We start from the raw sequence: 26619 nt of genomic DNA, 5'->3' as shown, positions 1-26619 counted from the left end.
TTGTTTGAAGACAGGCTGGCGCCTTTGCGCCGCAGATAGAGCATTTTCCATGATTGCCACGAAACCCCGCGTCCGTATCGCACCGTCGCCCACCGGCGAGCCGCATGTCGGGACGGCCTATATCGCACTGTTCAACTACCTCTTCGCCAAGAAGCATGGCGGCGAGTTCATCCTGCGCATTGAAGACACCGACGCGACGCGTTCGACGCGCGAGTTCGAAGAAAAGGTCCTCGACGCGCTGCGCTGGACCGGCCTGTCCTGGGCGGAGGGCCCGGATATCGGCGGGCCCTACGGCCCCTACCGCCAGTCCGACCGCAAGGACATGTACCAGCCCTACGCGCAGGAACTGCTCGACAAGGGCCATGCCTTCCGCTGCTTCTGCACGCCGGAACGTCTCGAACAGATGCGCGAAGGCCAGCGCGCCGCCGGCAAGCCGCCGAAATACGATGGCCTCTGCCTCAACCTGACGGCTGAGGAAGTGACGGCCAAGATGGAAGCCGGCGAGACCTCGGTCATTCGCATGAAGATCCCGACCTCAGGTTCGTGCGACTTCACCGACGGCGTCTACGGCGACGTGTCGATCCCGTGGGACTCGGTGGACATGCAGGTTCTCATCAAGGGCGACGGCATGCCGACCTACCACATGGCGAACGTCATCGACGACCACCTGATGAAGATCACCCATGTGGCGCGCGGCGAGGAATGGCTGGCATCTGTGCCAAAGCACATCCTGCTTTACCGTTATTTCGGCTGGGAACAGCCGGTCTTCATGCACCTGTCGCTGATGCGCAATGCCGACAAGTCGAAGCTGTCGAAGCGCAAGAACCCGACCTCGATCTCCTACTACTCGGCCCTCGGCTACCTGCCGGAAGCGCTGATGAACTTCCTCGGCCTCTTCTTCATCCAGATGGCGGAAGGCGAGGAACTGCTCACCATGGACGAGCTGATCGAAAAGTTCGATGCCGACAACCTGTCCAAGGCCGGTGCGATCTTCGACATCCAGAAGCTCGACTGGCTGAACGGTCGCTGGATCCGTGAAAAGCTTTCGCCGGAAGAATTCGTGTCCCGCACGCTCGAATGGGCGATGGAAAACAGCCGCCTGACGGAAGGCCTGAAGCATTCGCAGAGCCGCATTTCCAAGCTTGGCGAACTGCCGAACCTGGCCGGCTTCCTCCTTTCGAGCGATGTCGGCCTGACGCCGGCTTCCTTCGCGGGCCTGAAGACCAGCCCGGCGGAGACGCTGGAGATCATCAACACGGTCCAGGCCGATTTCGAAAAGATGGTCGAGTGGAACGTCGAGTCGATCGACGCGGAACTGCGTAACGTCGCCGACAAGCTCGGCAAGAAGCTGCGCGTGGTAACCCCGCCGCTGTTCGTTGCCATGTCCGGTTCGTCGCGGTCGCTGCCACTGTTCGATTCAATGGCGATCCTCGGCCGCTCGGTCGTGCGCCAGCGGTTGAAGGTTGCCGCGACGGTCGTCGCCTCGATGGTCGGCGACGGGAAATAATGCCTGCGGAGGCAAGGCACTCCCTTCCCTCCGTCATTCCCGTGCTTGTAACAGGAACCCAGCTACGGCGCGTCGGCGCCGTAAGGAATGCATAAGGTCTCTCGCGCCCAAGGAGTCGGGCGCACTGGGTTCCTGTGACAAGCACAGGAATGACGGATACGGAGACGTTGGCCGCGCGGCACCGCCGCAACAGGATTTGAACGATGACCGAGAACACCACGACCGAAACCGCCCTCTCCTCCGATGCCACCCAGGTGCGCGCCCAGAAGCTTGCTATCCTGCGCGAGAAGATCGGCGACGTTTATCCGGCGCATTTCCACCGCACCATGACCAATGCGGAGCTGGCCGAGAAGTACAAGAACCTCGAGGCGGACGTCGAAACGCAGGATGTCGTGACCGTTGCCGGCCGTGTCTATTCCTCGCGCAACTCCGGCATGTTCATGGATATCCATGATGCTTCCGGCAAGGTTCAGATCTTCTCCCACAAGGACACCACGCCGGAAGAGGCGCGCGCTATGCTGCCGCTGATCGATCTCGGCGACATCATCGGCGTCACCGGCGTCGTGCGTCGCACCAAGCGTGGCGAGCTGACGATCAACGCGCAGTCGATCATCATGCTGACCAAATCGCTGCTGCCGATGCCGGAAAAGTGGCATGGTCTCTCCGACATCGAGCTGCGCTACCGCAAGCGGCACCTCGACATCATGACGAACGAGGAATCCAAGCTCCGCTTCCAGCAGCGCTCGCGCATTGTCTCCGGCATCCGCCGCTTCATGGAAGACGACGGCTTCATGGAAGTCGAAACGCCGATGCTGCATTCGGTTTATGGCGGCGCGACCGCCGAGCCGTTCAAGACCCACCACAACACGCTGAAGCTCGACATGTACCTGCGCATCGCGCCGGAACTGTTCCTGAAGCGCACGCTGGTATCGGGCCTCACCGACAAGGTCTTCGAGATCAACCGCAACTTCCGCAACGAGGGCGTGTCGACCCGGCACAATCCCGAGTTCACCATGATGGAGTGCTACTGGGCTTACGCCGACTACGAGGACATCATGGATCTCGTGGAGCGCCTGTTTGCCCGGCTTGCGATGACCATCCACGGCACCACCGAGTTCAAGTTCGGCGACAAGGAACTGTCCTTCAAGGGCCCGTTCAAGCGCGTGCCTATGCCGGATGCCGTCAAGGAAGCGACGGGCATCGACTTCTTGGCGATCAAGACCGACGAGGAAGCCCGCGCCGCCGCCAAGGCTGCCGGTTTCGAGGTCGAGAAGGACTGGACCTGGGGCGAATGCCTTGCCTTCATCTTTGAGGAAAAGGTCGAGCCGACGCTGATCCAGCCGAGCCACGTCACGCATTTCCCGAAGGACATCTCGCCCTTCGCCAAGGAAGTACCGGGCGAGCCGCGCCTCGTTGAACGTTTTGAGACCTACTGCAATGCCTGGGAACTGGGCAACGCATTCTCCGAGCTCAATGACCCGGAAGAGCAGCGCAGGCGCATGGTCGAACAGCTCGAGCAGGCGCATGCGCGTGGCGAAAAGGACAAGCAGTTGGACGACGAGTTCCTGGACGCGATCGACCAGGGCATGCCGCCGGCAGGCGGCCTCGGCATCGGCGTCGACCGGCTGGTGATGCTCTTGACCGACGCGCCGTCGATCCGCGACGTCATCCTCTTCCCGGCACGCCGGGCCAAGGCGGACTAACTGTCGGACAAGTGAAACAAGAAAAGGCGGCTCAACGGCCGCCTTTTTCGTTTGTCTCTCAATGCGTGGGTGCAGGCTCCGCGGGATGTTCTGCGGCGGCTTCACCGCGCAATTTTGCAAGCCAGGCGGCACCGGCGGCATCCGCCTCCGTTGACCCGTCCACCGGCTTGGGTGCAGCTTCGGCGTGTTCTACTTCCGGCTTTAGCGTGTCGGAATGCAAGGCATCAGCCGCCGTCTGTTTCGACCAGCGTTTTCCGCCTTCAGCAGACGTGCGGGGTTCCGGCGCAGGCTCGGGTGCATGCGCGGCCTGGGCAGGTTCGTCTTCCGGTGCGGAATGCTCGGCGCCTTCCACAGCATGATCCTCCGCGGGCGCTTCTTGCCTGCCGCCAAAGAACATGCCGGTGATCGAACTCAGGAAACCACCGCTCTGCTTGGCAGCCACCTCTTCGCCATGGCCTTCGGCCGGCGCGTCATGGCCTTCCGCGGTGGGGGCCGCATCATGTCCGGACGCTTCGCCATAGCCTTCCGTCTTGCCGTGGTCCTTGGCTTCGCCGTGCGCATCGCCCTTCGGTTTGTCGCCGTGGCCGGACGCGGCGCCATGACCATCCGCGGGAATGGCGGACGGCGGATCGACGCAATCTGCAGTGTCGGTAAGGCGTGCGGTCATGCCTTCCACGTCTTCGAGCGGCAAGTCGATGCGCATGCCGTAGAACTCGCCGGAGGGCGCCGCAGTGCCATCGACATAATAAGCGGAATAGGTCTGCGCCGTGACGCCATCGGGCGCCTTGGACGTATCAGGGATGTAGATCACCTGCGCGCCGATCATACGACCGCGCATCTGCGCGCGCGTCGTCGGGCCGCTCTTGTCGAGCATGGCCACCTGGACGAGGTCCGCCTTTTCCTTTTCCTGCACGGCCTTGGCAACACGAAGCGCCGTCTTCAGCCGCGCCATGCCGTCGCCCTGCCCGTCGGCAACAACGAATTTACGGACCCAATAACGCTTGTTGCGCTTGATCTTGACCGTCTCGATGGTGGTGCAGGAAAGGCCGTTAAGTTCCAGATAGGAAGGGCCGAGGATCTTGTCGGTGCCGACAAATACGGCCGCCGCGCCACTGCCCCCGCCAAGCACGACAATGCTGCCCATCAAGACGAAGATGAGCTTCTTCGATAACCGGAACTTGAGACCCTTCACGTGCCGAGCTCCGGCATGAACAACTCCACGAACGCAAAAACCAACAAATGGAATATGGCCGCTAACATGGGTCATTGTTCTTGATGAAGGTTTAAGCGGCGCGCTGAATTTTGAACGACCGGCCGTTGTTTCGGCAATAGTTCAGGCGGCACATAAAAAAGCCGAAGCCCGCGCAAGGGCGGGCTCCGACTTTCTCAATTCGTCAGCTTCAGGTCGCCTTAGGCGGCGGCGCGCAGCAGTTCCTTGCGGACGAGTTCCCGGAGCGCCGTGAGGTCCTTGGAGAACAGGCGAATACCGTCCGACAGCTTTTCGGTCGCCATCTGGTCTTCGTTGAGCATCCAGCGGAAGGTCTTCTCGTCGATCGACTGCATCGGTTCGGCGGTGAAGGTTTCGGGGCTCAGCTTGCGCTCCAGCTTGCCTTCGGCCTTGTCCAGCTCGTCGAGCAGGTTCGGCGAAATCGTCAGGCGGTCACAGCCCGCCAGCGCTTCGATTTCGCCAACATTGCGGAAGGACGCGCCCATCACGATCGTCGAGATGCCGTTGGCCTTGTAGTAGTTGTAGATGTTGCGAACCGAGATGACGCCCGGATCCGTTTCAGCCGTGTAGTCCTGGCCAGTCGCCTTCTTGTGCCAGTCGAGGATGCGGCCGACGAAGGGCGAAATGAGGAAGACCTTGGCTTCGGCGCAGGCGATCGCCTGGGCCTGGCTGAAGAGAAGCGTCAGGTTGCAATCGATGCCTTCCGTCTGCAGCACTTCGGCAGCGCGGATGCCTTCCCAGGTCGACGCCAGCTTGATGAGGATGCGCTCGCGCTCGATGCCGAGCTCCTTGTAGGCGGCAATGATCTGGTGCGCCTTGGCGATCGAGGCTTCGGTGTCGAAGGACAGGTCGGCATCAACTTCGGTCGAAACGCGGCCAGGGACGATTTCGGCGAGAGCGGCACCAACGCTGATCGCCAGGCGGTCGGCAACGGCTGCCACGATCGCATCGTCATTGCCGTTCTGCTTGCGGCCCCAGGAAACGGCTTCCTTGAACTTGTCGGCAAAGGCCGGTGAGCCGATCGCCTTCAGCACGATGGACGGATTGGTCGTGCAATCCACCGGCTTCAGCCGCGCGACGGCTTCAATGTCGCCGGTATCGGCGACGACTACAGTCATGGAACGAAGTTGCTCTAGTTTCGACGTCATCCGAATAAATCCTCATTGGGAAGCGTAAGCCCTGAACGCAGGCGGCTTCGATTGGCTCCTCAAGGGAGAGCCGCAGCGCGATGACTGACTATCACCGCTTCATGGTTAGCAAGTCAAGACATTTGTCTTCACGAATTGACATATGTTCCATCTCGAACAATATGCAAGGGACGATGGAATGAATATTAGGACGGCCCTTTGGCGAGACTGAGACGCGAGACCCATAATGCCTATTCCGACGCGGCCTCGATGCGGCTGCGCGCAGCGTGGCTCTATTATAACCAGGGCCTGACGCAGAAGGACGTGGCCGAACGGCTGGGAATCAGCCGGTCCACGGTCATTCGCATGCTCGACGAGGCGATGAAGCGGTCAGAGGTGCAGATCTGGATCAGCGAGGGCATCGACAGCTGTCTTGACCTCAGCACTCGGCTGGAAAAGGCCTATGGGCTGGACGAGGCGCTGGTCGTGCCGGAGCCCAAGGACACGAGCGCGGAATCGATTGCAACGGCTGTCGGCCTGGCGCTCGGCCAGTTCCTGACCGAATCGGTGCAGGACAACATGACGATTGGCGTCGGCTGGGGGCGCACCATGACCGCCTCGCTTTCAAGCTTTCGCCCGCAGCGCAAGGAGAACTGCAAGGTCGTCTCCCTGCTTGGCGGCATCGTCGCCGTGCACCAGACGAACCCGATCGATTATACATGGCGTTTTGCCGGACAGTTGAACGCCGAGTGTTACATGTTCCTCGCCCCCCTGCTTGTCGATTCGGTGAAGACAAAGCAGGCGCTGATCGAAAAATGCGGTCTGAAGGCGATCTACGACCTGGCGGAAAACCTCGACCTCGCGGTCGTCAGCTGCGGCGACATCGGCCCGCATTCCACATCGCTTTCCGAAGGTTTCATCTCCAAGGCGGAGCTGGAACGGCTGATCGCCGCCGGCTGCGTCTGCGACACGATGTTCAACTTCCTCGATGAGGACGGCCGTTCGGTCGATCACGCGCTGAACGACCGGGTGATGTCGGTCGATCTCGATACGCTGAAGAAAGCCAGGCACATCGTGCTTTCTTCGGGCGGCGCCCACCGGGCGGTGGCCATCCGCGCCACCATCCGCCGCATCGGCTGCAATACGCTGATTACCGACGAGACGGCGGCGCGGGAATTGTTGCGGCTGGCGGAAGAGGCCTGAGGCGCCTCAGGCATTCCCCGCTTCCCAGCCGAGGATCGCCCGCTTGCGGGTGAGCCCCCAGTGGTAACCGGTCAGCGCCCCGCTTTTTCCCAAAGCCCGGTGGCAGGGCACCACGAAGGAAATCGGATTGGCACCGATCGCAGCACCCACCGCACGGCTTGCCGTTGGCTGGCCGATGTCATTGGCGACATGCGAATAGGTCACCGCCTTGCCGAACGGGATCTTCAGCAGGCTTTTCCAGACGCGCACCTGGAAGTCCGTGCCGATCAGCACGACCTTCAACGGCTGGTCCGCCGACCACTGCGAACGGTCGAAGATGCGCCGGATAAACGGAGCCGTTGCTTCCTGGTCATGCACGTATTGCGCATTTGGCCAGCGCCGCGCCATGTCCTCGAAGGCCGCGGTCTCGCCGCCAAGATCGGCAAAGGCGAGCCCGGAGAGGCCACGCTCCGTCGCCATCACCAGCGCCTGCCCAAAGGGTGACGGGTGGAAACCGTATCGGATCGTCAAGCCGCCGCCGCGTGCCTTCCATTCACCGGGAGACATCGCTTCGTGGGTCACGAAAAGGTCGTGCAGGCGGCCCGGACCGGAAAGCCCCAGTTCATAGGAAGCCTCGAGCAACGGCAGTTCCTCCTTGCCGAGCAGGCGCTTGGCATGGTCGAGCGTCACGGCCTGCAGGAAAGCTTTTGGTGACAGCCCCGCCCAGCGGGTGAAAAGTTTCTGCAGCTGCGTCGGCGACTGGCCGATCTCGGCGGCGATCGCCTCCAGCGTCGGCTGGTTGCGATAATCGAGCGTTACCAGTTCGATGACCTGGCGCACCGTCTCGTAGTCGGAACCCTCCGGCGTCACGTCGATCGCGGTTTCGGCGAGCTTCGCTTCGGTGATCTCTGCAAGCATGTTCATGGTCATTCTCCTCCGCGACAAAGTCATCAGCTCGCGCTGACTACCTTCATCGCCTGTTCGTGATGCCAAACATGCCCCTTCAGTGCCGCACGAACCACCCGTTTCTTGTGGCTTTGCGAGAAATTGTCAGATCCGGCGCTTTACCGTCGCAAGCGCGCCCATGAAGGCCTTGGCGAAACTTTCGCGGTCATCCGGGTTAAGGAAGGAGCCGATGTCGGTCGCCCTGCCCTCGCCCGTCACATACATGCCGATGATGCCGAATTCATCGTGACGCCTGACGTCGAAACGCGCCCGGAACGGGTTGAACCGGTGCTCCACCATGCGGCCCGCCGGTGAGAACTTGCGGATGGACAGGTCGGTGCGTGACACGACCACCTCTTCCCGCTGCCGCCCGGACCGGTAGCTCATCTTCAGCGCAAGATAGAGGCCGAGGAAATCGAGCCCGAAGAAGAAGCCGATCGGATAGGCGCCGGTTGCCAAGAAGAACACGCCATAGCCGAGGCAGATGACACCCGTCAGCGCCAGCACGACGCGAAACCCGGTCTTGCCGAGCGAGCGATACGGCGTCAGTTCAGCCGCAAAGACAGGCGTGTCATTGGTGACGTCCACGTTGCGTTCCTTCATGGAGGCTGGCTATAGAGGTGCATATGGCAAGCCCCAAACCGAAATCCAGCATCAGCAGTTTGCAAAAGTCAAATCGCGCTCCGGCCAAGAAGGTCGAGCGCCGGCCGAAGCGCTTCAAGTCTGCCTATACGCCCGCCGAGATGGAAGAAATCTTCCGCCGCTTCTCCGTCCAGCGGCCGGAGCCGAAGGGCGAGCTGGAGCATGTAAACCCGTTCACGCTGGTGGTGGCGGTGGCGCTGTCGGCGCAGGCGACCGATGCCGGCGTGAACAAGGCGACGCGCGGCCTCTTCAAGGTGGCCGATACGCCGGAAAAGATGCTGGCCCTCGGCGAAGAAGGCGTCATCGAGCATATCAAGACGATCGGGCTTTATCGAAACAAGGCCAAGAACGTCATCGCGCTCTGTCGCATGCTGATCGACGAATTCGGATCACAAGTACCGCGAACGCGCGAAGAACTGACGCGGCTGCCGGGTGTGGGCCGCAAGACCGCCAACGTGGTCATGTCCATGGCCTTCGGTATTCCGACGCTTGCCGTCGACACGCACGTCTTCCGGCTCGGCAACCGGCTGCTGATGGCGCCGGGCAAGACACCGGATGAGGTGGAGGAGCAGTTCCTCAAGGTCATTCCGGAGCAATATCTCTTCCACGCTCACCACTGGCTCATCCTGCACGGGCGCTACACCTGCAAGGCGCGCCGCCCGGAATGCGAGCACTGCGTGATCGCCGATCTCTGCCGCTCGCCGGAAAAATCCTGCGACATCCCGGCGCCGCTGGTGGAGCTACCGCCGCAGTTGATTGGCGCCGGCGCCGCCGTCGAGGGTGAATGACGGATCGCGCTTACTGACCGCCTTGTGCAGGTGGACCATCAATCCTGCAGCAAACAGCGGCGTCAGCAGGTTGACGATCGGGATCGCCAGGAAGCAGGCGATCAGCAGCCCCGCGATGAACACTGTCGAAGAATGCTTGGAGCGGAAGGCGCGCGCCTCCTTCGGCGAGCGGAAGCGCATCGCCGCGAACTCGAAGAATTCGCGGCCGAGCAGGTAACCGTTCACCAGGAAAAAGGCGATCAGGTTGACGCCCGGGATGAACAGCAAGAAGAGCGCGATGATGTTGCCGACGATCACCACGCCCAAGAACTGAATGGAGCCGAGGATCGCCTGCCCGAGCGGCAGCGCCTTCCCCGGCGGCTCGTTAGGATAATCGCGCTTCTCGACCACCTCCGCCACGTCATCGAGAAACAGGCCGGCAATCAGCGCGGTGATGGGCGCGATCAGCAATGCCAACGCAAGCGCAAGCCCGAGACCGGCGGCAATCGCCGCAAAAAGCGTGAGCCAGCCGGCCCATTCCGGCAGGTCCGGAAAAAAGGCGGCAAACCATGGCCAGGCATAGAGGATGAAGATCTCGCGCAAGCCGAACCACAGCGCGACCAGCACAAGCAGCGTCAGCCCCAGCGTCTTCCAGAATGCCGCGCGTGTTTCCTGCGCGAAAAGATTGACGAGTGAAAGACGAGCGGCCTCGAGGATCATGAACGGTCTCCGGTTGCCGCACAGATGTAGGATGGCGTAAAACCGGGGGCAAGTTGCCAGGCGTGATGACGGTGAGGAGGTCAGCACATGGAGAGACCAGCGAATGCAGCGACCGAGACCAGCCCGTCCGTCAAGATCGACGAGCGTATCCGCGAACTCGGCGACTGGCGCGGCGAGGCGCTTGCGAATGTTCGAAAGCTCATCCTTGGGGCAGAGCCCGGGATCGTCGAGGAGTGGAAATGGCGCGGCGTTCCCGTCTGGGAAAAGGGCGGCATCATCTGCACCGGCGAAACCTACAAGACGGTGGTGAAACTGACTTTTGCCAAGGGCGCGGCGCTCGAGGATCCTGCCGGGCTTTTCAACGCCAGCCTTGAGGGAAACACGCGCCGCGCGATCGACCTCCATGAGGGCGAGCGGATCAATGGCGAGGCGCTCCAGGCTTTGGTGCGCGCGGCGATTGCGCTGAACACGGCGCCAAAACCGGGCAAGAAGAAGCAGGCTTGACGGGGGTCGTGACGGGAACGTGGACGGCACTGCGTTCCGTCAGATTCTCCATTGTGCATCTGCGAAATGCCCTTAGACTACGACTGCTTGTGGCCAATTGCTTAACGAATAAGGGGACGTTGGGTATGAAGGGTATGTTCGCTCTGGGGATGATGTCGCGACGCGGCTTGATGGCGCTGGCCCTAGCGGGGACAGCCGTGTTTGCCGGTGCGCCGGCGTCGTTCGCTGCCCCGAAGACTGCGATCACGATTGGCATGGCCATCGAGCCGACCGGCCTCGATCCGACGGTCGCCGCCCCGGTCGCGATCGGCCAGGTAACCTGGCAGAATATCTTCGAAGGCCTGACCACCATCGACAAGGATGGCAAGGTCCAGCCGCAGCTTGCCGAAAGCTGGGAGATCTCCGAAGACGGCAAGACCTATACCTTCAAGCTGCGCCAGGGCGTGACCTTCCACAACGGCGTTCCCTTCGACAGTTCGGTCGCAAAGTTCTCGATCGACCGAGCCCGCGGCAACGACTCCGTCAACCCGCAGAAGCGCTACTTCGCCTCGATTGAAGCTGTCGAAACGCCGGATGCGTCGACCCTGGTGCTGAAGCTCAGCGAACCCGCCGGAAGTCTGCTCTACTGGCTGGGCTGGCCCGCCTCCAGCATGGTCGAACCGAAATCCGCTGCCGACAACAAGACGACCCCGATCGGCACCGGGCCGTTCAAGTTCGTCAGCTGGGCCAAGGGCTCCAAGGTGGACCTGGCGAAAAACGCCGACTACTGGAACAAGTCTGTCTCGGTGAAGCTCGAGAGTGCTGCTTTCCGTTTCATCGGCGATCCGCAGGCGCAGGCTGCCGCGCTTCGCGCTGGCGACGTCGATGCTTTCCCGGAATTCGGTGCGCCGGAACTCGTCAAATCCTTCGAGGGCGACAAGCGGCTCGCAACCGTCATCGGCAATACCGAACTCAAGGTCGTTGCCGGCATGAACAACAGCCGCAAGCCGTTTGACGACAAGCGCGTGCGCCAGGCGCTGATGATGGCGGTTGATCGCGCCACGGTGGTTGAAGGCGCATGGTCGGGCTACGGCACGCCGATCGGCAGCCACTACACGCCGAACGACCGCGGCTACAAGGACCTGACCGGCGTCTATCCCTACGATCCGGAAAAGGCCAAGGCGCTTCTGGCGGAAGCCGGGTATGCGAACGGCCTCACCTTCACGATCAAGGCGCCGCAGATGGCCTATGCGCAGCGCACCTCGCAGGTGCTGCAGGCGATGCTCGCTGAGGTCGGCGTGACGATGAACATCGAGACCACGGAGTTTCCGGCCAAGTGGGTGGCGGACGTGCTGAAGGCCGCCGACTACGACATGACCATCGTGGCGCATGCCGAGCCGATGGACATCGATATCTATGCCCGCGATCCCTACTACTTCAACTACAAGAACCCCGCCTTCAATGAGGTGCTGAAGGCGATCGAGGCAACGGCCGACCCGGCCGAACAGGAACGGCTTTATGGTGAGGCTCAAGAGATCCTCGCCAATGACGTGCCGGCGCTGTTCCTGTTCGTCATGCCGAAGCTCGGTATCTGGGACGCCAAGGTCAAAGGCCTTTGGGAAAACGAGCCCATTCCTTCCAACGTCCTGACGGAGGTGCATTGGGAAGAGTGAAGCGCTTTGCCCCTCACCCTAGCCCGTTCCTCGTTCTGACAGGGAGAGGGAATCTCCTCCCAGTCATTCCCCGCGTGCCATCCGGTGAGGAAGCGGCATCGCCCTTCTTCCCGCAAGCGGGGAGAAGGTGGCGGCAGTTAGATGCGAGGCGGACACAAACATGATCGCCATCCTCATCCGCCGCATCATCAGCCTCATCGTCACGCTGATCGTCGTGTCGCTGCTGATCTTCACGGTGATGGACCTGCTTCCGGGCGACCCGGCCTCCATCATGCTTGGCACGTCGGCGAGCCCCGACACGCTGGCGGCGCTCAGGACCCAGCTCGGGCTCGATCAACCGCTGCCGCTGCGTTACCTCGGCTGGCTCTCCGGCGTCTTTCAGGGCGACCTTGGCCAGTCCTATACCTATGGCGTGCCGGTCGCAGGACTGATCGCGGAGCGGCTGGCGGTCACCATCCCGCTTGCCTTGATGGCGGTCCTCCTGTCGATCCTCATCGCCATCCCGCTCGGCGTACAGGCCGCGCGCAGCCACAACGGCCTGTTCGATTATGTCGTCGGTCTCCTCTCCTATGTCAGCATTGCAGTGCCCGCCTTCTGGGTAGGCCTGCTGCTCATCATCCTGTTTTCCTCCATGCTGGGCTGGATGCCGGCGGGCGGCTTCCCCGGATGGGACGCCGGCCTTCTTGCCGGGCTGCAGGCGCTGCTCCTGCCAGCCATTGCGCTCGCCCTGCCGCAGGCCGGCGTGCTGACCCGCGTCGCCCGCGCGGCCGTGCTGGAGGTGATGAACGAGGATTACGTGCGCACCGCGCTTGCAAAGGGCGTCAGCCAACGCACCGCGATCTGGCGTCATGCGGTGCCGAATGCGGCGATCCCGGTGGTCACCATGCTCGGCCTGCAATTCACCTTCCTCATCGCCGGGGCGGTGCTGGTGGAGAATGTCTTCAACCTGCCGGGCCTTGGCCGGCTCGCCTACCAGGCGCTTTCCCAGCGCGACATCATCGTCATGCAGGACGTCGTGCTGTTCTTCTCCGCGCTGGTCATCCTCATGAATTTCCTGGTCGATCTCGTTTACCTGTTGATCGACCCGCGCCTGCGGGCGGATGCGCAATGATCCGCGCCCTGCACCGCCCCGTCCTGATCATCGGCTTTGTCATCACCGTGGCGCTGTTTGCGGTTGCGCTCCTGTCGCTGGTCTGGACGCCGCTGCCACCGGCCAAGATGAATATCGTCCACAAGCTGAAGGCGCCGCTGGAATTCGGCCTGCTCGGCACTGACCAGTTCGGCCGCGACGTTGCCTCCATGCTGATGGTGGGCGCCTGGAACTCGCTCTCGACATCGCTTCTCGCAGTAGCGCTCGGCGCCTGTGTCGGCACCGCGATCGGCGTCATCGTCGCCATGCGTCGCGGCTGGCTGGAAGTCTTCGTCATGCGCGGCTGTGACATCATCTTTGCCGTGCCGCCGATCCTTTCCGCCATGATGCTGGGGGCCTTCATCGGCTCCGGCCGCTTCACCGCCATCGTCGCGATCGGCACCTTCATGGTGCCGGTCTTCGCGCGGCTGACGCTGGGTGCGGCCCTGCAGATCTGGACGCGCGATTATGTGGTCGCGGCGATCGGCATGGGGCGCTCCAAAAGCCGCATCACGCTCGTCCATATCCTGCCCAACATTTCCAACCAGATCATCGTGCAGGTCACCATCCAGCTCGGGCTGGCCATCCTGACGGAAGCAGGTCTCTCCTTCCTAGGGCTAGGCATGCCGCCGCCAAACCCGACCTGGGGCCGCATGCTGGCCGATGCCCAGACCTATCTCGGCCAGGCGCCCTGGCTTGCGCTGATGCCGGGCCTTGCCATTGCCTTTGCCGTTCTGGGTCTCAACATGCTGGGTGACGGGCTGCGAGACTTGCTCGACCCTCGCAACGACGGCTGATCCCGATTTTCATGACGAGAAGAAGATACTGCCATGCATGACCTGTTGAAATTGACGATCCGGGAAATCCTTGCGCTGTACGCAGCGAAAACGCTCTCTCCTTCCGAATATTGGTCGGCGGTGGAGGCGCGCGTGGAGGCGTTCGAGCCGCATGTCCAGGCGCTGTATCTCTACAATCCCGAGAGCGCGCGACAGCAGGCGGCAGCCTCGACCGACCGTTGGATGAAGGGCGAGACGCTTGGCCTGCTCGACGGCATCCCGGTGACGCTGAAGGAACTGATTGCCACCAAGGGCGACCCGGTGCCATTGGGCACTGCCGCGGTCGAGCTTGTGCCTGCCGCCGAGGATGCCCCGGCAGCAGCGCGCCTGCGCGAAGACGGCGCGGTGATCTTTGCCAAGACCACCTGCCCGGACTACGGCATGCTCTCCTCCGGCCTGTCGAGCTTCCACCCCCTGAGCCGCAATCCATGGGACCTGACGCAGAACCCCGGCGGCTCCAGTGCGGGTGCAGCGGCTGCCGGCGCTGCCGGTTTTGGCCCCCTCCATATCGGCACCGATATCGGCGGATCCGTCCGCCTGCCCGCCGGCTGGACCGGCCTCTATGGCTTCAAGCCGAGCCACGGCCGCATCCCGGTCGACCCGTTCTATGTCGGTCGCTGCGCCGGCCCGATGACGCGCACGGTGGATGACGCGGCAATCTCCATGGCCACCCTGTCGCGGCCCGATTGGCGGGACGGGACGTCGCTGCCCCCGAACGACTTCGACTGGATGGATTTCGAAATCGACCTCAAGGGGATGAAGATCGGGCTGATGCTGGAGGCCGGCATCGGCCTGCCCGTCGAGGGCGAGGTGCGCGATGCCGTCACCATGGCCGCCAGGCATTTCGAGGAGGCCGGCGCGGAGATCATCCCCGTCGAGCCGATCATGACACGCGTCATGCTGGACGGGCTCGACAACTTTTGGCGGGCACGCTTCTGGGGCGACATCGAGAAGATGCCGGAGGAACGGCGGGCACTCATCCTGCCCTACATCCACCAATGGGCTGAAGGCGGCACCTATATCTCCGGCGTCGAGGCGGTGCGCGGTTTCAACCAGACGATCGAGATGCGCAAGGCCGCCGGCGCCCTGTTCACCCGCGTCGACGCCGTGCTGTCTCCCACCAACCCGATCGTATCCTATCCCGCCGACTGGGCCTCGCCCACGAACGATCCGTCCAAACCCTTCGAGCACATCGGCTTCACCGTACCGTGGAACATGTCGGAGCAGCCCGCGGCCTCGATCAACTGCGGCTTCTCCTCTTCCGGCATGCCGATCGGCCTGCAGATCGTCGGGCCGCGGTTTGGCGACCTCGCGGTGCTGAAGCTGTCGCGCGCTTTCGAGCAATGGACGGGCGGCATCACCCGCTGGCCGGAACCGCCGACAGCGTAGCGACTTTGTTTCACGTACACGGGAACCTTCACGGTTTCGCCGCGTTTACCGCCCGCAGCACCACGCGAGCCGATGACGCTTGCGGAGGTGGACGGGGACAAGAGGCATTCTCACATACAGTGGATCCTGATCCATCTCCCTCGGCCGCTCGGTGCAGATGATTTCTGAAAGCCGCCGCTTTCGCGGTGCGCTCCAACGCCCGATCCAAAGGAGACAGACATGCCTACGACGACGACCGGTAGCCAGAGCGATTTCAACAGCAATCGGACCGATGGCTCGGCCAGCGACATCGAGGCACAGCTCCAGCAGCTTCGTGAAGACATCCGCAACCTTGCCCGCAGCGTCGCCGCGGCAGGCAACGAGAAGGCGGACGAAGTGAAGGGCAAGGCTCGCCGCGCCGCAAGCGATGCCGCCGATGCCTCGCTGCAGATGGTGGATGCCGCCCGCGAGCAGGCAAAGTCGCTGGAGCGCGACCTCGAGCGCCAGATCCGCAGCAACCCGCTGCAGTCTGTTGCGATCGCTGCCGGCGTTGGTTTCCTTTTCGCGCTGATCACCCGCCGCTAACAGCATAGGACGGCTGACATGCTCACAGGATTGGGGCCGGTTCTGGCTTCGTTTGCCGCAGTCGACATCGCGACATTCACCCGCAAGCTGAAACGCAACGCGCTGCTTTATTCGGTCGCGCTGCTGTTTCTGCTAACGGCCTATGTTCTGGCGGTTGCAGCACTTGCCATTTATCTCGGCCAGACTCTGGGCCTACCAATCGCGCTCCTTTCCGTGGCCGGCGGCGCATTCTTTCTGGCGCTCATCCTGATGATCTGGGCCTCTGCCGCCAACCGCGCTGAAGAACGCCGCAAGCGTGAAGCCGCTTCCGCCAACAGCAGCAAGGCCTTGATGATGACGGCCGCGCTTTCTGCACTGCCGGCGGTCATCAAGTCGAAGCCGCTGCTACTTTTGTCTGCTGCGGGTGGGCTTGGCTTCCTGATGATGAAGACGATGGGCACCAAGCGCCGCTACGAAGACCCCACCGACTACTGATCGAAACAATATTGTTTATCTGGATCGGCCGCTTGTTCGTCAGGCGGCCGATTTCTTTTGTGCCGGCTCCAAGACGGTACGCCCGCCCTACGATCTGCGGCTCTCAGTGACACCTCAGCTTGGCATCCGGCAAAGAAAAAGCCGCCCGATGGATCATCGGACGGCTTTTGTTTTGGTGAGGTGGAAGCGATCAGCTTCCGAAGGCGCGTGCGGTGATTGCTGCGTCACCGGCATCCGGGCCGTAGTCGCTCTCGCCGGAAACGCCAAGCAGTTCCTGGAGCCTGGTGCGTGCACGCGACACGCGGCTCTTGATGGTGCCAACGGCGCATCCGCAAATCGCCGCTGCTTCCTCGTAGGCAAAGCCCGCAGCGCCAACCAGGACAATCGCTTCACGCTGGTCATCCGGCAGCTTGTCGAGCGCCTTGCGGAAATCCTGCAAGTCGAGGCGACCATATTGTTCCGGGTGCACAGAGAAGCGCTCGCTGAACAGGCCATCGCTGTCCTGCACTTCGCGGCCACGCTTGCGCATCTGGCTGTAGAATTCGTTGCGAAGGATGGTGAAGAGCCAGGCGCGCATATTGGTGCCGGCGGTGAAGCTGGACTGGTTGGCCCAGGCCTTCATGATCGTGTCTTGCACAAGGTCATCCGCCTTGTCGTGTCGTCCGGTCAGGGACACGGCGAAGGCACGCAGGTTGGGCAGAGACGAAAGGAGGTCCCGCTTGAAGCCGCGGTCGTCGATCTCTTCCTCCTGGCTCATTTTGCATTCACCGACTTTGCGTTCTTTTCCGCCTGTTCAAGACGTTCAAGAAGATCAAGGAAACGATCGGGGATGCCTTCTTCCTGCACGGCGTCGTAAAACTCGCGCAGTTTTCTAGAAATCGATGCGTTTGGCTGCACCGCTCCCGGTTTGACTTCACTCGATTGTAGAACTGTCATATCATTCGGGTTTCTGTTCTCTTCGTCACTCATCACGCGGGCAGCCTGTTACGATATCGTCCGCGGATAATACGCGACGAGAAAAAAAGTTCCCACCTTGCGGAACATTTTTTTGGTACCCACGTTCACTACAGGTCAATTGCCCGTCTGGGCACCAGGGGAGATTTTGTATGTCACTTACCACACGCGTTGCGTCTCACCTTCCATATCTGCGCCGCTACGCTCGAGCTGTCACCGGATCACAAACTTCGGGAGATGCCTACGTTGCGGCTGTCTTGGAAGCTCTGATCGCAGACGTGTCCATTTTTCCGGAGTCGTCGAAGGATCGCGTCTCGCTCTACAAACTGTTCGTCGCAATTTTTGGTTCCACGAACATCGAGATCCGCCCGATCGAGTCGCCGTTTGCCTGGGAACAGCGCGCTGCGGCCAATCTTTCGGCTCTTCCCTCTCAGGCGCGCCACGCATTCCTGCTGATCTCCGTTGAAGGCTTCACCATTGAAGAAACTGCGGAAGTACTGGATGTCAGCGTTGCCGAAGTGAACCGCCTGCTCGACGAAGCCACCCGCGAAATCTCGCGCCAGGTCGCAACCGATATCATGATCATCGAGGACGAGCCGCTGATCGCGCTCGACATCGAACAGATGGTACAGGACCTCGGCCACCGCGTCACCGGCATTGCCCGCACCCACAAGGAAGCCGTGGCACTGTTCAACTCGTCGAACCCCAAGATGGTGCTCGCCGATATCCAGCTCGCCGACGGCAGCTCGGGCATCGACGCGGTCAACGAAATCCTGAAGTCGTCGAGCGTACCGGTGATCTTCATCACCGCCTTCCCGGAGCGGCTGCTCACCGGCGAGCGTCCGGAGCCGGCCTTCTTGGTCACCAAGCCGTTCAACCCGGACATGGTGAAGGCGCTGATCAGCCAGGCGCTGTTCTTCAATGAGGCAGTGAAGGCGGCTGCATAAGACGATCTTCCACAGATGAAGAAATGACCGGCAGGAACAAACGGCAACTGCGTGATGTTGTGGGTATTCAAACGGAGATACCTATGACGTCGAATGCATCTGCCGCTTTTTCTGCCGGATCTCGGTTCGCTTCGCTGCTGGCCCGACCGGCTGTGACGGAGCCATTGGCACGACTTTCTTTACCTTGTCAGGCACATACTGTCGGATGCCGGCACATGTGATGCCCCGAAGAAACGGATGCTCGCACATTTTGGATGCCGTATATTCGAGGCGTCCGGCGGTCCCAGAAGCAACCAGGCGGAGTGAATGAATTGGTGCATCCCCTGACATGGCAGCAAGCTGGTCAGAGTGATGACAAGCTACGCGAGTTCTTCATGCCGGCCCTGGTGGACCTAGGGGCGAGCATCATCATCCAGAACGCCGACCGCGAATATCTGTTCGTCACCAACCTTCCTGAGATCTGGGCGGTGGAGCACAAGTCCACCCCGAGTGACCTCAGCTTGTTTGGCGAGGAGGTTGCCGCGCGCCTGGCTGCGCTGAAGGCTGACATCCGGGAAGCGGGCAACAAGGGTCATATCGAAATCATCGTCGGAACAGAACAAGTCTACGAGTTCCGCGTCCAGGCCGTCGAATTCGCCAAGGGTGGCGTGCATCTCGTCACCACCATCATCGACCGCTCCGAGGAGCGCCATCGCGAAAGGTTGTTGCGCGCGCTTCTCCGTGAAGTCAGCCACCGCTCGAAGAACCTCCTCGCGATCATCCAAAGCATTGCGCTGCAGACCGCACGCTATTCCGGATCGCTGGAACTTTTCCTGCACAAGTTCCGCGGGCGGCTTTATTCGCTCTCGCAGAGCCAGGACCTGATTACCGATTCCAGCTGGCGCGGCGCCTATTTCTTTGAACTGGTGCAGCAGCAGACGGAGAAATACCTGCCGGAGAACAAGCACCTGGTGCGCGTTCACGGCGACAACCTGCTGCTCACTCCGAATGCCTCGTTGCATCTCGGCCTTGCCCTACACGAGCTCATCGTCAACGCCGTCAGCCACGGCTCGCTGTTGCGAAGCGGCCGGGTGATCAACGTCACGTGCACGCGCACGCAGATCAATGATCACGACATGCTTGAAATGGTGTGGGACGAGGTGCTCGACGAGGGCAGCGAGCCGGACCAGCATGACGAGGCGCTGAAGGCGCATTTCGGCAGCACGGTGCTTGAGCGCGTCGTTCCCGCTTCGGTGAACGGCAAGGCGACCTATGTGATCTCCAAGGAGCGCATCAGCTACCGCCTCACCTTCCCGCTGGAAACCGGCGCAGAATAGGCGCACGGCATCTGCAAATGCGCAGGCACACCGTGCCGCTTCCGCGGTTATCCGAATGTCGTGAGGAAACAGATGCCCAAAACTGAGCTGGGTCGGTTCCGATTTTGCGGAGCCGACCCAGTTCGTCTCTTCGAGGGGGATTGAAGAGTATGTCCGAAGGCTTTGTAGGGCGGGGGACGGGGGGTCGCCTTCGAACACTCACATAACGGGCCGCCCGGACTTTGGTTCCGCTCCGTCGCAATTATTTTTGAGGGTCGGCGAAGAAAAATAAAATGGCGGCACAAGGCCGCCATTTCCGCGCGTTTCCGGCGTGAGCCTCAGTGTTTGAGCGCCCGTGGATCCAGCGCATCGCGGATCGCGTCACCCATATAATTGACGCTGAGCACGGTGAGCGAGATCGCCAGACCGGGCCACAGGACGCGCGACGGCGTCAGTTGCAGGAAGTTTGCGCCATCGAACAACAGGCGCCCCCAGGTCGGGAAGTCGGACGGGAAGCCGAGCCCGAGGAAGCTGAGCGCCGATTCCGTGATGATCGCCGAGGCGATGCCGAGCGTCGCCGACACCATGATCGAGCTCAGCACGTTGGGCAGGATATGCCTCAGGATGATCCGATATTCCCGCATGCCGCTCGATTTGGCCGCCAGGATGAATTCCTGGCTTTTCACCGCCAGCACATCGCCGCGCACAATTCGGGCGGTATGCATCCAGCTTGTGATGCCGATCACCCCCACGATCAGGATGAAGATGCCGGTCTCGGGGCCGAATGCTGCGCGAAGCGTATCACGGAACAGCATCAGGATCACCAGGAGCAGCGGCAACAGCGGCAAGGCGAGGAACAAGTCGGTCAGCCGCATCAGCGGACCATCCAGCCTGCGGAAGTAACCCGACAGCACGCCCACGAGCGTGCCGAGCACCAGCGCAAGCAGCATCGCCGTGATGCCGACCGCAAGCGAGATCCGCCCGCCGGCCAGCACCTGCGCCAGCATGTCCTTGCCGAGATTGTCGGTCCCGAAAGGATGCGCCAGCGACGGCCACTGGTTCTTGTCCTTGATGTTGATGGCGTTTGGCGCCACGCGGTGGATGTAAGGCCCGACAAAAACCGCCAGCACGATGAAGGTGAAGACGATCAGCCCGGCCACCCCGCCCTTGTGGGAGCGGAACTGGCGCCAGATGTCGGCAAAGGCGGATCGGGCAGGCGTGGCCGCTTTGGCCGGCGGCGCATCGGCAATGGTCGCATCAGTCATAACGGATCCTCGGATCAAGAATGCCGTAAAGTACGTCGGCGATGAGGTTGAAGAACACGATCAGCACGGCGAAGATGAAGGTCAGCGTCTGGACGAGCGGGATATCCGCCCCCTGCACTGCCGTGATCAGCAACTGGCCAAGCCCGTTCACCCGGAAGATCTGTTCGGTGATGATGGCGCCCGAGAAGATCGTCGGCACGCCCAGTGCGATGACGGTGACGACCGGGATCAAGCTGTTGCGCAGCACATGCACCAGCAGAACCGCCTTTTCCTTCACGCCCTTGGCACGCGCCGTGCGCACATAGTCCTGATGCAGGTTGTCCAGCATCGAGGCACGCACGAAACGGGTGATCTGCGAGGCGTTGTAGAGCGCCAGCACGGTCACCGGCAGGGCCATCTGCTTTACCTGCTGGATGAAGCTCGACACGTCCGTCACCACCAGGTTCGTGTCATAGACCGACGGGAACCACTGCAGGTAGGACGAGAAGATGACGATCAGGAGCACGCCGGTGAAGAAGGTCGGGACGGAATAACCGACCATCGCCAGGAAGGTACCGATCTGGTCGAAGATCGAATACTGGCGATAAGCGGAAATCACCCCGATCGGGATCGCCAGCAACACGCCGAAGAGATAGGCGAGCCCAACAACCCACAGCGTCTGCGGCAGGCGCTGCACGATGAGGTCGACCACCGGGCTACGCGTTGCCCAGGACAGGACGCGCATGCGGTCGCCATCGCCGAACTGCCAGCCGGTCAGTCTTTCGAGAATATTGAGCGGTTCGTTGATGAAGAACTGCTGCAGCCAGTAGAGGTAACGGATGAAGAAAGGCTGGTCGAGACCAAGCGAGGCCCTGATCTGTTCGCGGACTTCCGGCGGAATGGTCAGGGGCAGGTCGCCCGTCGGATCATTGGGAGCGAGATCCAGGAGGGCGAAAATCACGAAGCTGATGATCAGCAGGGTCGGGATTGCAAACAGCAATCGCCGCAGAGTGTATGTGAACATGCAATGTCTCCGAGCTGGCGCGGGAGAAAAACCAGCGACCGGGCCCGCCCTGGAAGGCAGGCCCGGTCTGTGGCGTTACTTCTTGCGCGACCAGTCGGCGACGTTCCACAGTTCGGAGTCCCAGGCATTCATCTTCACGCCTTCCAGCGTGACGGAATGCGAGGAGATCTGACCGCGGTAGATGAGCGGGATATGGGCGCCCTCTTCCGTCAGCATGTCGTTGAGCTGCTTGGCGAGCTCTTCACGCTTGGAAATGTCCGCGGTCTTGGAAAGCTCGTTGACGAGCTTGTCGTATTCCGGGTTGCAATAGCGCGGAATGTTCTGGCCCTGCCAGCCGTTCTCCGGGCCCGGAACCTTGTCGCAAAGCCATTCGGCCAGGTACTTTTCAGGGTCGGTGCCGTCGAAGTTGTTGGTGTACATTTCAACGTCGGCATAGAACTTCTGGAAGGTATCCGGGCTTGCCGGATCGCCGCCGAAGAAGACGGAAGCCGAAGCGTTGCGCAGTTCGGCGTCAACGCCGATCTCAGCCCACATCGCCTTCACCAGTTCCTGGGTCGCCTGGCGAACCGAGTTGGTGGAGGTGGTGTAGAGGAAGGAAAGACGAACGCCGTCCTTGGCGCGGATGCCATCCGGACCCTTCTTCCAGCCTGCATCTTCGAGCAGCTTGTTGGCGCCCTCGATGTCCTGCTTCAGGCACCAGCTGTCGTTCTTGGTCGAAGCATAGGCCGGCGGGCCGGGGACGATGTTGCAGGTCGGCTTGCCAGCTTCGCCGTAACCGGCCTCATCGATGATGTCGCGGTCGATCGCGAGCGAAAGCGCGCGGCGAACGGCAGGATCAGACAAGGACGGGTGCGGACCTGCTTCCTTGGTGGAGCGCTTCGCGCCGAGTGCCGGATCGGCATTGTAGTGGTTGAGGTTGATACGCTCGACCTGGGTGCCGAAGGCGGTGACCAGCGTGCCCTTGCCGGCCTTCATCATGGTTGCGAGCACTTCCGGCTCGACCTGCATGTTCCAGGCGTAGTCGTATTCGCCGGTTTCAAGAACCGCACGGGCAGCAGAGGCCGCATCGCCGCCGCCCTTCAGCGTCACGCTTGCAAAGGCGGGCTTGGCCGGGTCACGGTAGTTTTCGTTGGCCGTCAGGGTGATCACGTCGTTCGGCTTGAAGTCCTTGACGACGAAGGGGCCGGTGCCGACCGGTTTGAAGTTGGCGTCCGTGCAGCCCGGCGCCTTGGCGCCAACGCAGTTTTCAAACTGCTTCTTCTGGATGATCGGCGACTGGGCGCCGACAAATGCGCTGTAGGGGTAAGGCTTGGGCTCGGTGAAGGTGATCTTGATCGTCTGCGGATCCGGAGCCTCGACGCTCTTGACGCCTTCATACTGGGCCGCCTGCGCGCAGCCGCCGTCCGGCGCCGTGCAGTACTTCCAGGTGAAGATCGCGTCTTCCGCGGTAAACGGCGTGCCGTCCGACCACTTCACGTCCGGCTTGATCTTCCAGGTCATGCTCAGGAGGTCCTGGGCAACCCCACCGTTCTCGAGCGTCGGGATCTCGGTCACCAGCGTCGGAACCAGTTCGCCCTTCTCGTCGTAGCGCGCCAGCGGCTCGATCACCATCGAGGACGCGTAGACTTCCTTGGTGCCCCCCGACAGGTACGGGTTCATGGTGGAAACCGCCTGCCAGAAGAGGATCTTGAGATCCCCGTCCGTTCCGCGTTCTGCCTGCGCGGCAGTGCCGCCCAAGGCAAGCGCGGCGACGGTGCCGGCCAGAAGAAGCTTGAGGTTTTTCATGCTGATATTCCCCTTTATCGTTCTCTTGTGAGTTGTGTGCATGGCGCCCGGACCTGCCGGTATATGCGCGTGCCGCCGCTGCAACGTCTCATTCCTCAACATATTGACGTTGCAGATTTATTCCCTGTTCTTTCTCCTTAGACTTAGCCTCAAGAACAAGTTCTGTCCTGCTCGTCTTGTGCGAGCTTGAACAAATTTTGAGCCATCTAAGCATAGGCCTATTTTACGTTCAAGACGGAAAATTGAAGCTTGCAAAGTCGCCGTTTCGCAGCGCAGTATCTCATCCGACCACTGTTCGAACACGAGAAAAACAACGGGGAATTTTGGCATGCCGGTCATCAATCGCGTCGCAGAAATGCAGGATCAGGTTGCAGAGTGGAGGCGCCACCTGCATGAAAATCCGGAGCTGCTTTACGACGTTCACCAGACCTCCGCTTTCGTCGCCGAGAAGCTCAAGTCCTTCGGCTGCGATGTGGTGGAAACCGGCATCGGCCGCACCGGCGTGGTGGCCGTCGTCAAGGGCAATCGCGGCGAAGGGCCGGTGATCGGTTTCCGCGCCGACATGGACGCCCTGCCGATCTTCGAAACCTCCGGAAAGCCCTGGGCATCCAAGACACCGGGCAAGGCGCATTCCTGCGGCCACGATGGCCATACCGCGATGCTTCTGGGCGCTGCCCAGTACCTCGCAGAAACCCGCAACTTCAAGGGTTCCGTGGCGCTGATCTTCCAGCCCGCCGAAGAAGGCGGCGCCGGCGCGCTTGCCATGATCAATGATGGCATGATGGAAAAGTTCGGCATCAGCCAGGTCTACGGCATGCACAACGAGCCACAGCTTCCGGTCGGCAGCTTCGCAATCCGCAAGGGCGGCATCATGGCCGCGGCTGATACGTTCGAGATCACCATCAACGGCCGCGGCAGCCACGCCGCCCAGCCGCACAAGTCGGTCGACCCGGTTCTCGTTTCCTCGCACGTGATCCTGGCGTTGCAGTCGGTTGTTTCTCGCGAAACCGATCCCCTGAAGTCGCTCGTGGTGACGGTGGCCTCCATCCACGGTGGCGAGGCAAGCAATGTCATCCCCGCTTCGGTGAAGATGACGGGCACGGTGCGCACGCTGCTTCCCGAAACCCGTGACTACGCCGAAAAACGCTTGAAGGAAGTGGCCGAGGCAACGGCCACCGCCCACGGCGCCACCGCAAGCGTGGTCTACGGCCGCGGTTATCCCGTCACCTTCAACCACGACCAGGAAACTGATTTCGCTGTCGAGATCGCCTCCAAGGTGGCCGGTCCGAAGGCTGTTGAAACCGGCATGGCGCCGCATATGGGCGCGGAAGATTTCTCCTACATGCTGGAGAAGCGTCCGGGCGCCTTCATCTTCATCGGCAACGGCGACACCGCCAACCTTCACAACGCCGCATACGACTTCAACGACGAAGCGATCCCCTATGGCGTGAGCTACTGGGTGACGCTCGCTGAAACCGCCCTCGCGGCCTGAGCCAGGAAGGAGAGGCCCATGTTGCTTTCCGGCACGTCCATGGAAGAAGGCGGCGGCTCGGTAACCCCCGTCCTTTCCGTCCGCAACCTGTCCACCTCCTTCCGCGTCAACGACGAGTGGCGCACCGTGGTGCGCAACATCTCGTTTGATGTCGCGCCGCGCGAAACGGTGGCGATCGTCGGCGAATCAGGTTCAGGCAAGTCCGTCACCTCGCTGTCGATCATGCGCCTCCTGCCGAAGAACTCGAGCCGCATCGAGGGCCAGGTGTTCCTGAACGGTCGCGAACTGCTGGGGCTTCAAGAAGAACAGATGCGCCGGGTGCGCGGCAACGAGATCTCGATGATCTTCCAGGAGCCGATGACCTCGCTCAACCCGATCTTCCCGATCGGCAAGCAGATCGCCGAGGCCCTGACGGTCCACAAGAACATCTCCACCGCCGAGGCCAAGGCGGAGGTCATCCGGCTTCTCGAAAAGGTTCGCATCCCGAACGCCAAGAACCGGTTCGACGAATACCCGCACCAGTTCTCCGGCGGCATGCGCCAGCGCGTGATGATCGCCATGGCGCTCGCTTCCAAGCCGAAGCTGCTGATCGCCGACGAGCCGACCACGGCGCTCGACGTGACGATCCAGGGCCAGATCCTCGACCTCATCAAGACGCTGCAGGAAGAGGAAGGCATGTCCGTCCTCTTCATCACCCATGACATGGGCGTGGTGGCCGAGGTGGCGGACCGCACCATCGTGATGTTCCGCGGCGATGCGGTGGAAACCGGCCCGACCTACGAGATCTTCAACCACGGCAAGCACCCTTACACGCGCGCCCTCCTCTCGGCCGTGCCGCGGCTCGGTTCGATGGGCGATCGCAAGCTGCCGCTGCGTTTCCCGCTGATCGACGTGAAGACCGGCGAGCAGCAGGTGCTGGAGGATGTCACCGATACCGTCGCCAAGACCAAGACGCCGATCCTCGACGTCAAGGACCTGACGACGCGATTCGACATCCATTCCGGTTTGTTCGGCCGCAAGTCGGGCGCCGTCCACGCGGTGGAAAAGGTCTCGTTCAACCTCTTCGAGGGTGAAACCTTGTCGCTCGTTGGCGAATCAGGCTGCGGCAAATCCACCACCGGACGCTCGGTTACACGGCTGATCACGCCGACCAGCGGCGAAGTGCGCGTCGACGGGTTCGAGGTCATGAAGCTCGACCAGCCGTCGCTTCGCAAGATGCGCCGTTCGATCCAGATGGTGTTCCAGGATCCGTTCGCCTCGCTCAACCCGCGCATGAGCATCGGCTCGGCCGTAATGGAGCCATTCATCGAACACGGGCTGGGCACAAAGGTGCAGGCGCGCGAAAAGGCAGCTGCGCTTCTCGAAAAAGTCGGCCTTTCCGCCGACATGATGAAGCGCTTCCCCCACGAGTTTTCCGGCGGCCAGCGGCAGCGCATCGCAATCGCCCGGGCGCTGATGCTCGACCCCAAGGTGATCGTCGCCGACGAAGCGGTCTCGGCGCTCGACGTT

25 protein-coding genes are annotated in these 26619 nt (G+C 61.8%); 15 read left to right on the top strand and 10 right to left on the bottom strand.

The genetic code is table 11. The features are described 5' to 3' along the window. Positions 1-49 precede the first annotated feature (49 nt). Both gltX and lysS read left to right on the top strand, forming a co-directional pair. A complete protein-coding gene (gene gltX, locus M0654_RS03105; RefSeq protein ID WP_248681790.1) occupies positions 50-1507 on the top strand; it encodes a glutamate--tRNA ligase in 1458 nt (485 codons plus the stop codon). Between the two features lie 203 nt (positions 1508-1710). Further along, positions 1711-3210, top strand: coding sequence for a lysine--tRNA ligase (lysS, locus tag M0654_RS03100; protein ID WP_248681789.1), 1500 nt, complete (start codon positions 1711-1713; stop codon positions 3208-3210). Positions 3211-3268: 58 nt separating this feature from the next. Here lysS and M0654_RS03095 read toward each other — a convergent pair whose 3' ends face one another. After that, positions 3269-4402, bottom strand: coding sequence for a hypothetical protein (locus tag M0654_RS03095; RefSeq protein WP_248681788.1), 1134 nt, complete (start codon positions 4400-4402; stop codon positions 3269-3271). A gap of 218 nt (positions 4403-4620) precedes the next feature. Further along, on the bottom strand, positions 4621-5586 hold the full coding sequence (tal, locus tag M0654_RS03090) for a transaldolase (RefSeq protein ID WP_248681787.1): 966 nt from the start codon (positions 5584-5586) through the stop codon (positions 4621-4623). Between the two features lie 249 nt (positions 5587-5835). Here tal and M0654_RS03085 point away from each other — a divergent pair, with 249 nt between their 5' ends. Next, positions 5836-6768 carry a sugar-binding transcriptional regulator gene (locus tag M0654_RS03085; protein ID WP_390919564.1) on the top strand — a complete coding sequence of 311 codons (933 nt, stop codon included), beginning with the start codon at positions 5836-5838 and terminating at the stop codon, positions 6766-6768. A gap of 6 nt (positions 6769-6774) precedes the next feature. On the opposite strand, the gene M0654_RS03080 is transcribed toward M0654_RS03085, so the two are convergent. After that, complete coding sequence (locus M0654_RS03080; RefSeq protein WP_248681785.1) at positions 6775-7671, bottom strand: methylated-DNA--[protein]-cysteine S-methyltransferase; 897 nt, start codon at positions 7669-7671, stop codon at positions 6775-6777. 126 nt (positions 7672-7797) lie between these two features. After that, positions 7798-8295 carry a DUF2244 domain-containing protein gene (locus tag M0654_RS03075; protein ID WP_248681784.1) on the bottom strand — a complete coding sequence of 166 codons (498 nt, stop codon included), beginning with the start codon at positions 8293-8295 and terminating at the stop codon, positions 7798-7800. Positions 8296-8318: 23 nt separating this feature from the next. Between M0654_RS03075 and nth the strand changes: the two genes are divergently transcribed. Continuing rightward, positions 8319-9122 carry an endonuclease III gene (gene nth, locus M0654_RS03070; RefSeq protein WP_248681783.1) on the top strand — a complete coding sequence of 268 codons (804 nt, stop codon included), beginning with the start codon at positions 8319-8321 and terminating at the stop codon, positions 9120-9122. On the opposite strand, the gene M0654_RS03065 is transcribed toward nth, so the two are convergent. Beyond that, positions 9075-9821: a sulfate transporter family protein gene (locus tag M0654_RS03065; RefSeq protein WP_248681782.1), complete on the bottom strand. Its 747-nt coding sequence runs from the start codon at positions 9819-9821 to the stop codon at positions 9075-9077. The genes nth and M0654_RS03065 overlap by 48 nt on opposite strands. An 87-nt stretch (positions 9822-9908) precedes the next feature. Here M0654_RS03065 and M0654_RS03060 point away from each other — a divergent pair, with 87 nt between their 5' ends. From M0654_RS03060 to M0654_RS03030, 7 genes are all read left to right on the top strand, one after another. Beyond that, a complete protein-coding gene (locus M0654_RS03060; protein WP_248681781.1) occupies positions 9909-10325 on the top strand; it encodes a DUF1801 domain-containing protein in 417 nt (138 codons plus the stop codon). Between the two features lie 152 nt (positions 10326-10477). Next, positions 10478-11977, top strand: a complete 1500-nt coding sequence (locus tag M0654_RS03055) for an ABC transporter substrate-binding protein (protein ID WP_390919562.1) — start codon at positions 10478-10480, stop codon at positions 11975-11977. Positions 11978-12137: 160 nt separating this feature from the next. Then, the gene (locus M0654_RS03050) at positions 12138-13088 is read left to right on the top strand and encodes an ABC transporter permease (RefSeq protein WP_248681779.1); all 951 of its coding nucleotides are present in this window, start codon (positions 12138-12140) and stop codon (positions 13086-13088) included. After that, on the top strand, positions 13085-13903 hold the full coding sequence (locus tag M0654_RS03045; RefSeq protein ID WP_248681778.1) for an ABC transporter permease: 819 nt from the start codon (positions 13085-13087) through the stop codon (positions 13901-13903). Before M0654_RS03050 ends, M0654_RS03045 begins: the two co-directional genes overlap by 4 nt. Positions 13904-13936: 33 nt before the next feature. After that, the gene (locus tag M0654_RS03040; protein ID WP_248681777.1) at positions 13937-15331 is read left to right on the top strand and encodes an amidase; all 1395 of its coding nucleotides are present in this window, start codon (positions 13937-13939) and stop codon (positions 15329-15331) included. Positions 15332-15550: 219 nt separating this feature from the next. Next, positions 15551-15895 carry a DUF883 family protein gene (locus M0654_RS03035; RefSeq protein ID WP_248681776.1) on the top strand — a complete coding sequence of 115 codons (345 nt, stop codon included), beginning with the start codon at positions 15551-15553 and terminating at the stop codon, positions 15893-15895. An 18-nt stretch (positions 15896-15913) separates the two neighbouring features. Beyond that, a complete protein-coding gene (locus M0654_RS03030; RefSeq protein WP_150132716.1) occupies positions 15914-16369 on the top strand; it encodes a hypothetical protein in 456 nt (151 codons plus the stop codon). A 190-nt stretch (positions 16370-16559) separates the two neighbouring features. Here the strand turns inward: M0654_RS03030 and M0654_RS03025 are convergent, their stop codons facing one another. Together M0654_RS03025 and M0654_RS03020 are read right to left on the bottom strand one after the other, a co-directional pair. Next, positions 16560-17126, bottom strand: coding sequence for an RNA polymerase sigma factor (locus M0654_RS03025; RefSeq protein ID WP_118850526.1), 567 nt, complete (start codon positions 17124-17126; stop codon positions 16560-16562). Further along, complete coding sequence (locus M0654_RS03020) at positions 17123-17305, bottom strand: NepR family anti-sigma factor (RefSeq protein ID WP_199925290.1); 183 nt, start codon at positions 17303-17305, stop codon at positions 17123-17125. Before M0654_RS03020 ends, M0654_RS03025 begins: the two co-directional genes overlap by 4 nt. A gap of 170 nt (positions 17306-17475) precedes the next feature. On the opposite strand from M0654_RS03020, the gene M0654_RS03015 reads away from it, so the two are divergent. Both M0654_RS03015 and M0654_RS03010 read left to right on the top strand, forming a co-directional pair. Beyond that, the gene (locus tag M0654_RS03015) at positions 17476-18270 is read left to right on the top strand and encodes a response regulator (RefSeq protein WP_118850528.1); all 795 of its coding nucleotides are present in this window, start codon (positions 17476-17478) and stop codon (positions 18268-18270) included. Positions 18271-18644: 374 nt separating this feature from the next. Beyond that, complete coding sequence (locus M0654_RS03010) at positions 18645-19586, top strand: sensor histidine kinase (protein WP_248681775.1); 942 nt, start codon at positions 18645-18647, stop codon at positions 19584-19586. A 317-nt stretch (positions 19587-19903) separates the two neighbouring features. Here the strand turns inward: M0654_RS03010 and M0654_RS03005 are convergent, their stop codons facing one another. From M0654_RS03005 to M0654_RS02995, 3 genes are all read right to left on the bottom strand, one after another. Beyond that, positions 19904-20830 carry an ABC transporter permease gene (locus M0654_RS03005; RefSeq protein WP_118850529.1) on the bottom strand — a complete coding sequence of 309 codons (927 nt, stop codon included), beginning with the start codon at positions 20828-20830 and terminating at the stop codon, positions 19904-19906. Further along, positions 20823-21833 carry an ABC transporter permease gene (locus tag M0654_RS03000; protein ID WP_118850530.1) on the bottom strand — a complete coding sequence of 337 codons (1011 nt, stop codon included), beginning with the start codon at positions 21831-21833 and terminating at the stop codon, positions 20823-20825. Before M0654_RS03000 ends, M0654_RS03005 begins: the two co-directional genes overlap by 8 nt. Positions 21834-21908: 75 nt before the next feature. Continuing rightward, a complete protein-coding gene (locus M0654_RS02995) occupies positions 21909-23618 on the bottom strand; it encodes a peptide ABC transporter substrate-binding protein (protein WP_118850531.1) in 1710 nt (569 codons plus the stop codon). A 328-nt stretch (positions 23619-23946) separates the two neighbouring features. On the opposite strand from M0654_RS02995, the gene M0654_RS02990 reads away from it, so the two are divergent. Further along, a complete protein-coding gene (locus tag M0654_RS02990; protein ID WP_248681774.1) occupies positions 23947-25110 on the top strand; it encodes a M20 aminoacylase family protein in 1164 nt (387 codons plus the stop codon). Positions 25111-25128: 18 nt separating this feature from the next. Next, a partial coding sequence (locus M0654_RS02985; RefSeq protein ID WP_248681773.1) for a dipeptide ABC transporter ATP-binding protein occupies positions 25129-26619 on the top strand: 1491 nt, incomplete at its 3' end.

This window comes from Neorhizobium turbinariae (genome assembly GCF_023223505.1).
Classification (GTDB): Bacteria; Pseudomonadota; Alphaproteobacteria; order Rhizobiales; family Rhizobiaceae; genus Neorhizobium; species Neorhizobium turbinariae.
Note: the sequence above shows the minus strand (reverse complement) of the source record. Positions and strands in the feature narration are given on the sequence as shown.

What these genes read in the sequence shown, in the direction of transcription:
- lysS (WP_248681789.1), top strand. Translation starts at nt 1,711, where the DNA reads ATGACCGAGAACACCACGACCGAAACCGCCCTCTCCTCCGATGCCACC.
- M0654_RS03035 (WP_248681776.1), top strand. Translation starts at nt 15,551, where the DNA reads ATGCCTACGACGACGACCGGTAGCCAGAGCGATTTCAACAGCAATCGG.
- M0654_RS03080 (WP_248681785.1), bottom strand. Translation starts at nt 7,671, where the DNA reads ATGAACATGCTTGCAGAGATCACCGAAGCGAAGCTCGCCGAAACCGCG.
- tal (WP_248681787.1), bottom strand. Translation starts at nt 5,586, where the DNA reads ATGACGTCGAAACTAGAGCAACTTCGTTCCATGACTGTAGTCGTCGCC.
- M0654_RS02990 (WP_248681774.1), top strand. Translation starts at nt 23,947, where the DNA reads ATGCCGGTCATCAATCGCGTCGCAGAAATGCAGGATCAGGTTGCAGAG.
- M0654_RS03085 (WP_390919564.1), top strand. Translation starts at nt 5,836, where the DNA reads ATGCGGCTGCGCGCAGCGTGGCTCTATTATAACCAGGGCCTGACGCAG.
- M0654_RS03000 (WP_118850530.1), bottom strand. Translation starts at nt 21,833, where the DNA reads ATGTTCACATACACTCTGCGGCGATTGCTGTTTGCAATCCCGACCCTG.
- M0654_RS03065 (WP_248681782.1), bottom strand. Translation starts at nt 9,821, where the DNA reads ATGATCCTCGAGGCCGCTCGTCTTTCACTCGTCAATCTTTTCGCGCAG.
- nth (WP_248681783.1), top strand. Translation starts at nt 8,319, where the DNA reads ATGGCAAGCCCCAAACCGAAATCCAGCATCAGCAGTTTGCAAAAGTCA.
- M0654_RS03010 (WP_248681775.1), top strand. Translation starts at nt 18,645, where the DNA reads ATGCCGGCCCTGGTGGACCTAGGGGCGAGCATCATCATCCAGAACGCC.
- M0654_RS03050 (WP_248681779.1), top strand. Translation starts at nt 12,138, where the DNA reads ATGATCGCCATCCTCATCCGCCGCATCATCAGCCTCATCGTCACGCTG.
- M0654_RS02995 (WP_118850531.1), bottom strand. Translation starts at nt 23,618, where the DNA reads ATGAAAAACCTCAAGCTTCTTCTGGCCGGCACCGTCGCCGCGCTTGCC.
- M0654_RS03060 (WP_248681781.1), top strand. Translation starts at nt 9,909, where the DNA reads ATGGAGAGACCAGCGAATGCAGCGACCGAGACCAGCCCGTCCGTCAAG.
- M0654_RS03040 (WP_248681777.1), top strand. Translation starts at nt 13,937, where the DNA reads ATGCATGACCTGTTGAAATTGACGATCCGGGAAATCCTTGCGCTGTAC.
- M0654_RS03030 (WP_150132716.1), top strand. Translation starts at nt 15,914, where the DNA reads ATGCTCACAGGATTGGGGCCGGTTCTGGCTTCGTTTGCCGCAGTCGAC.
- M0654_RS03020 (WP_199925290.1), bottom strand. Translation starts at nt 17,305, where the DNA reads ATGACAGTTCTACAATCGAGTGAAGTCAAACCGGGAGCGGTGCAGCCA.
- M0654_RS03055 (WP_390919562.1), top strand. Translation starts at nt 10,478, where the DNA reads ATGTCGCGACGCGGCTTGATGGCGCTGGCCCTAGCGGGGACAGCCGTG.
- M0654_RS03015 (WP_118850528.1), top strand. Translation starts at nt 17,476, where the DNA reads ATGTCACTTACCACACGCGTTGCGTCTCACCTTCCATATCTGCGCCGC.
- gltX (WP_248681790.1), top strand. Translation starts at nt 50, where the DNA reads ATGATTGCCACGAAACCCCGCGTCCGTATCGCACCGTCGCCCACCGGC.
- M0654_RS03025 (WP_118850526.1), bottom strand. Translation starts at nt 17,126, where the DNA reads ATGAGCCAGGAGGAAGAGATCGACGACCGCGGCTTCAAGCGGGACCTC.
- M0654_RS03075 (WP_248681784.1), bottom strand. Translation starts at nt 8,295, where the DNA reads ATGAAGGAACGCAACGTGGACGTCACCAATGACACGCCTGTCTTTGCG.
- M0654_RS03045 (WP_248681778.1), top strand. Translation starts at nt 13,085, where the DNA reads ATGATCCGCGCCCTGCACCGCCCCGTCCTGATCATCGGCTTTGTCATC.
- M0654_RS03005 (WP_118850529.1), bottom strand. Translation starts at nt 20,830, where the DNA reads ATGACTGATGCGACCATTGCCGATGCGCCGCCGGCCAAAGCGGCCACG.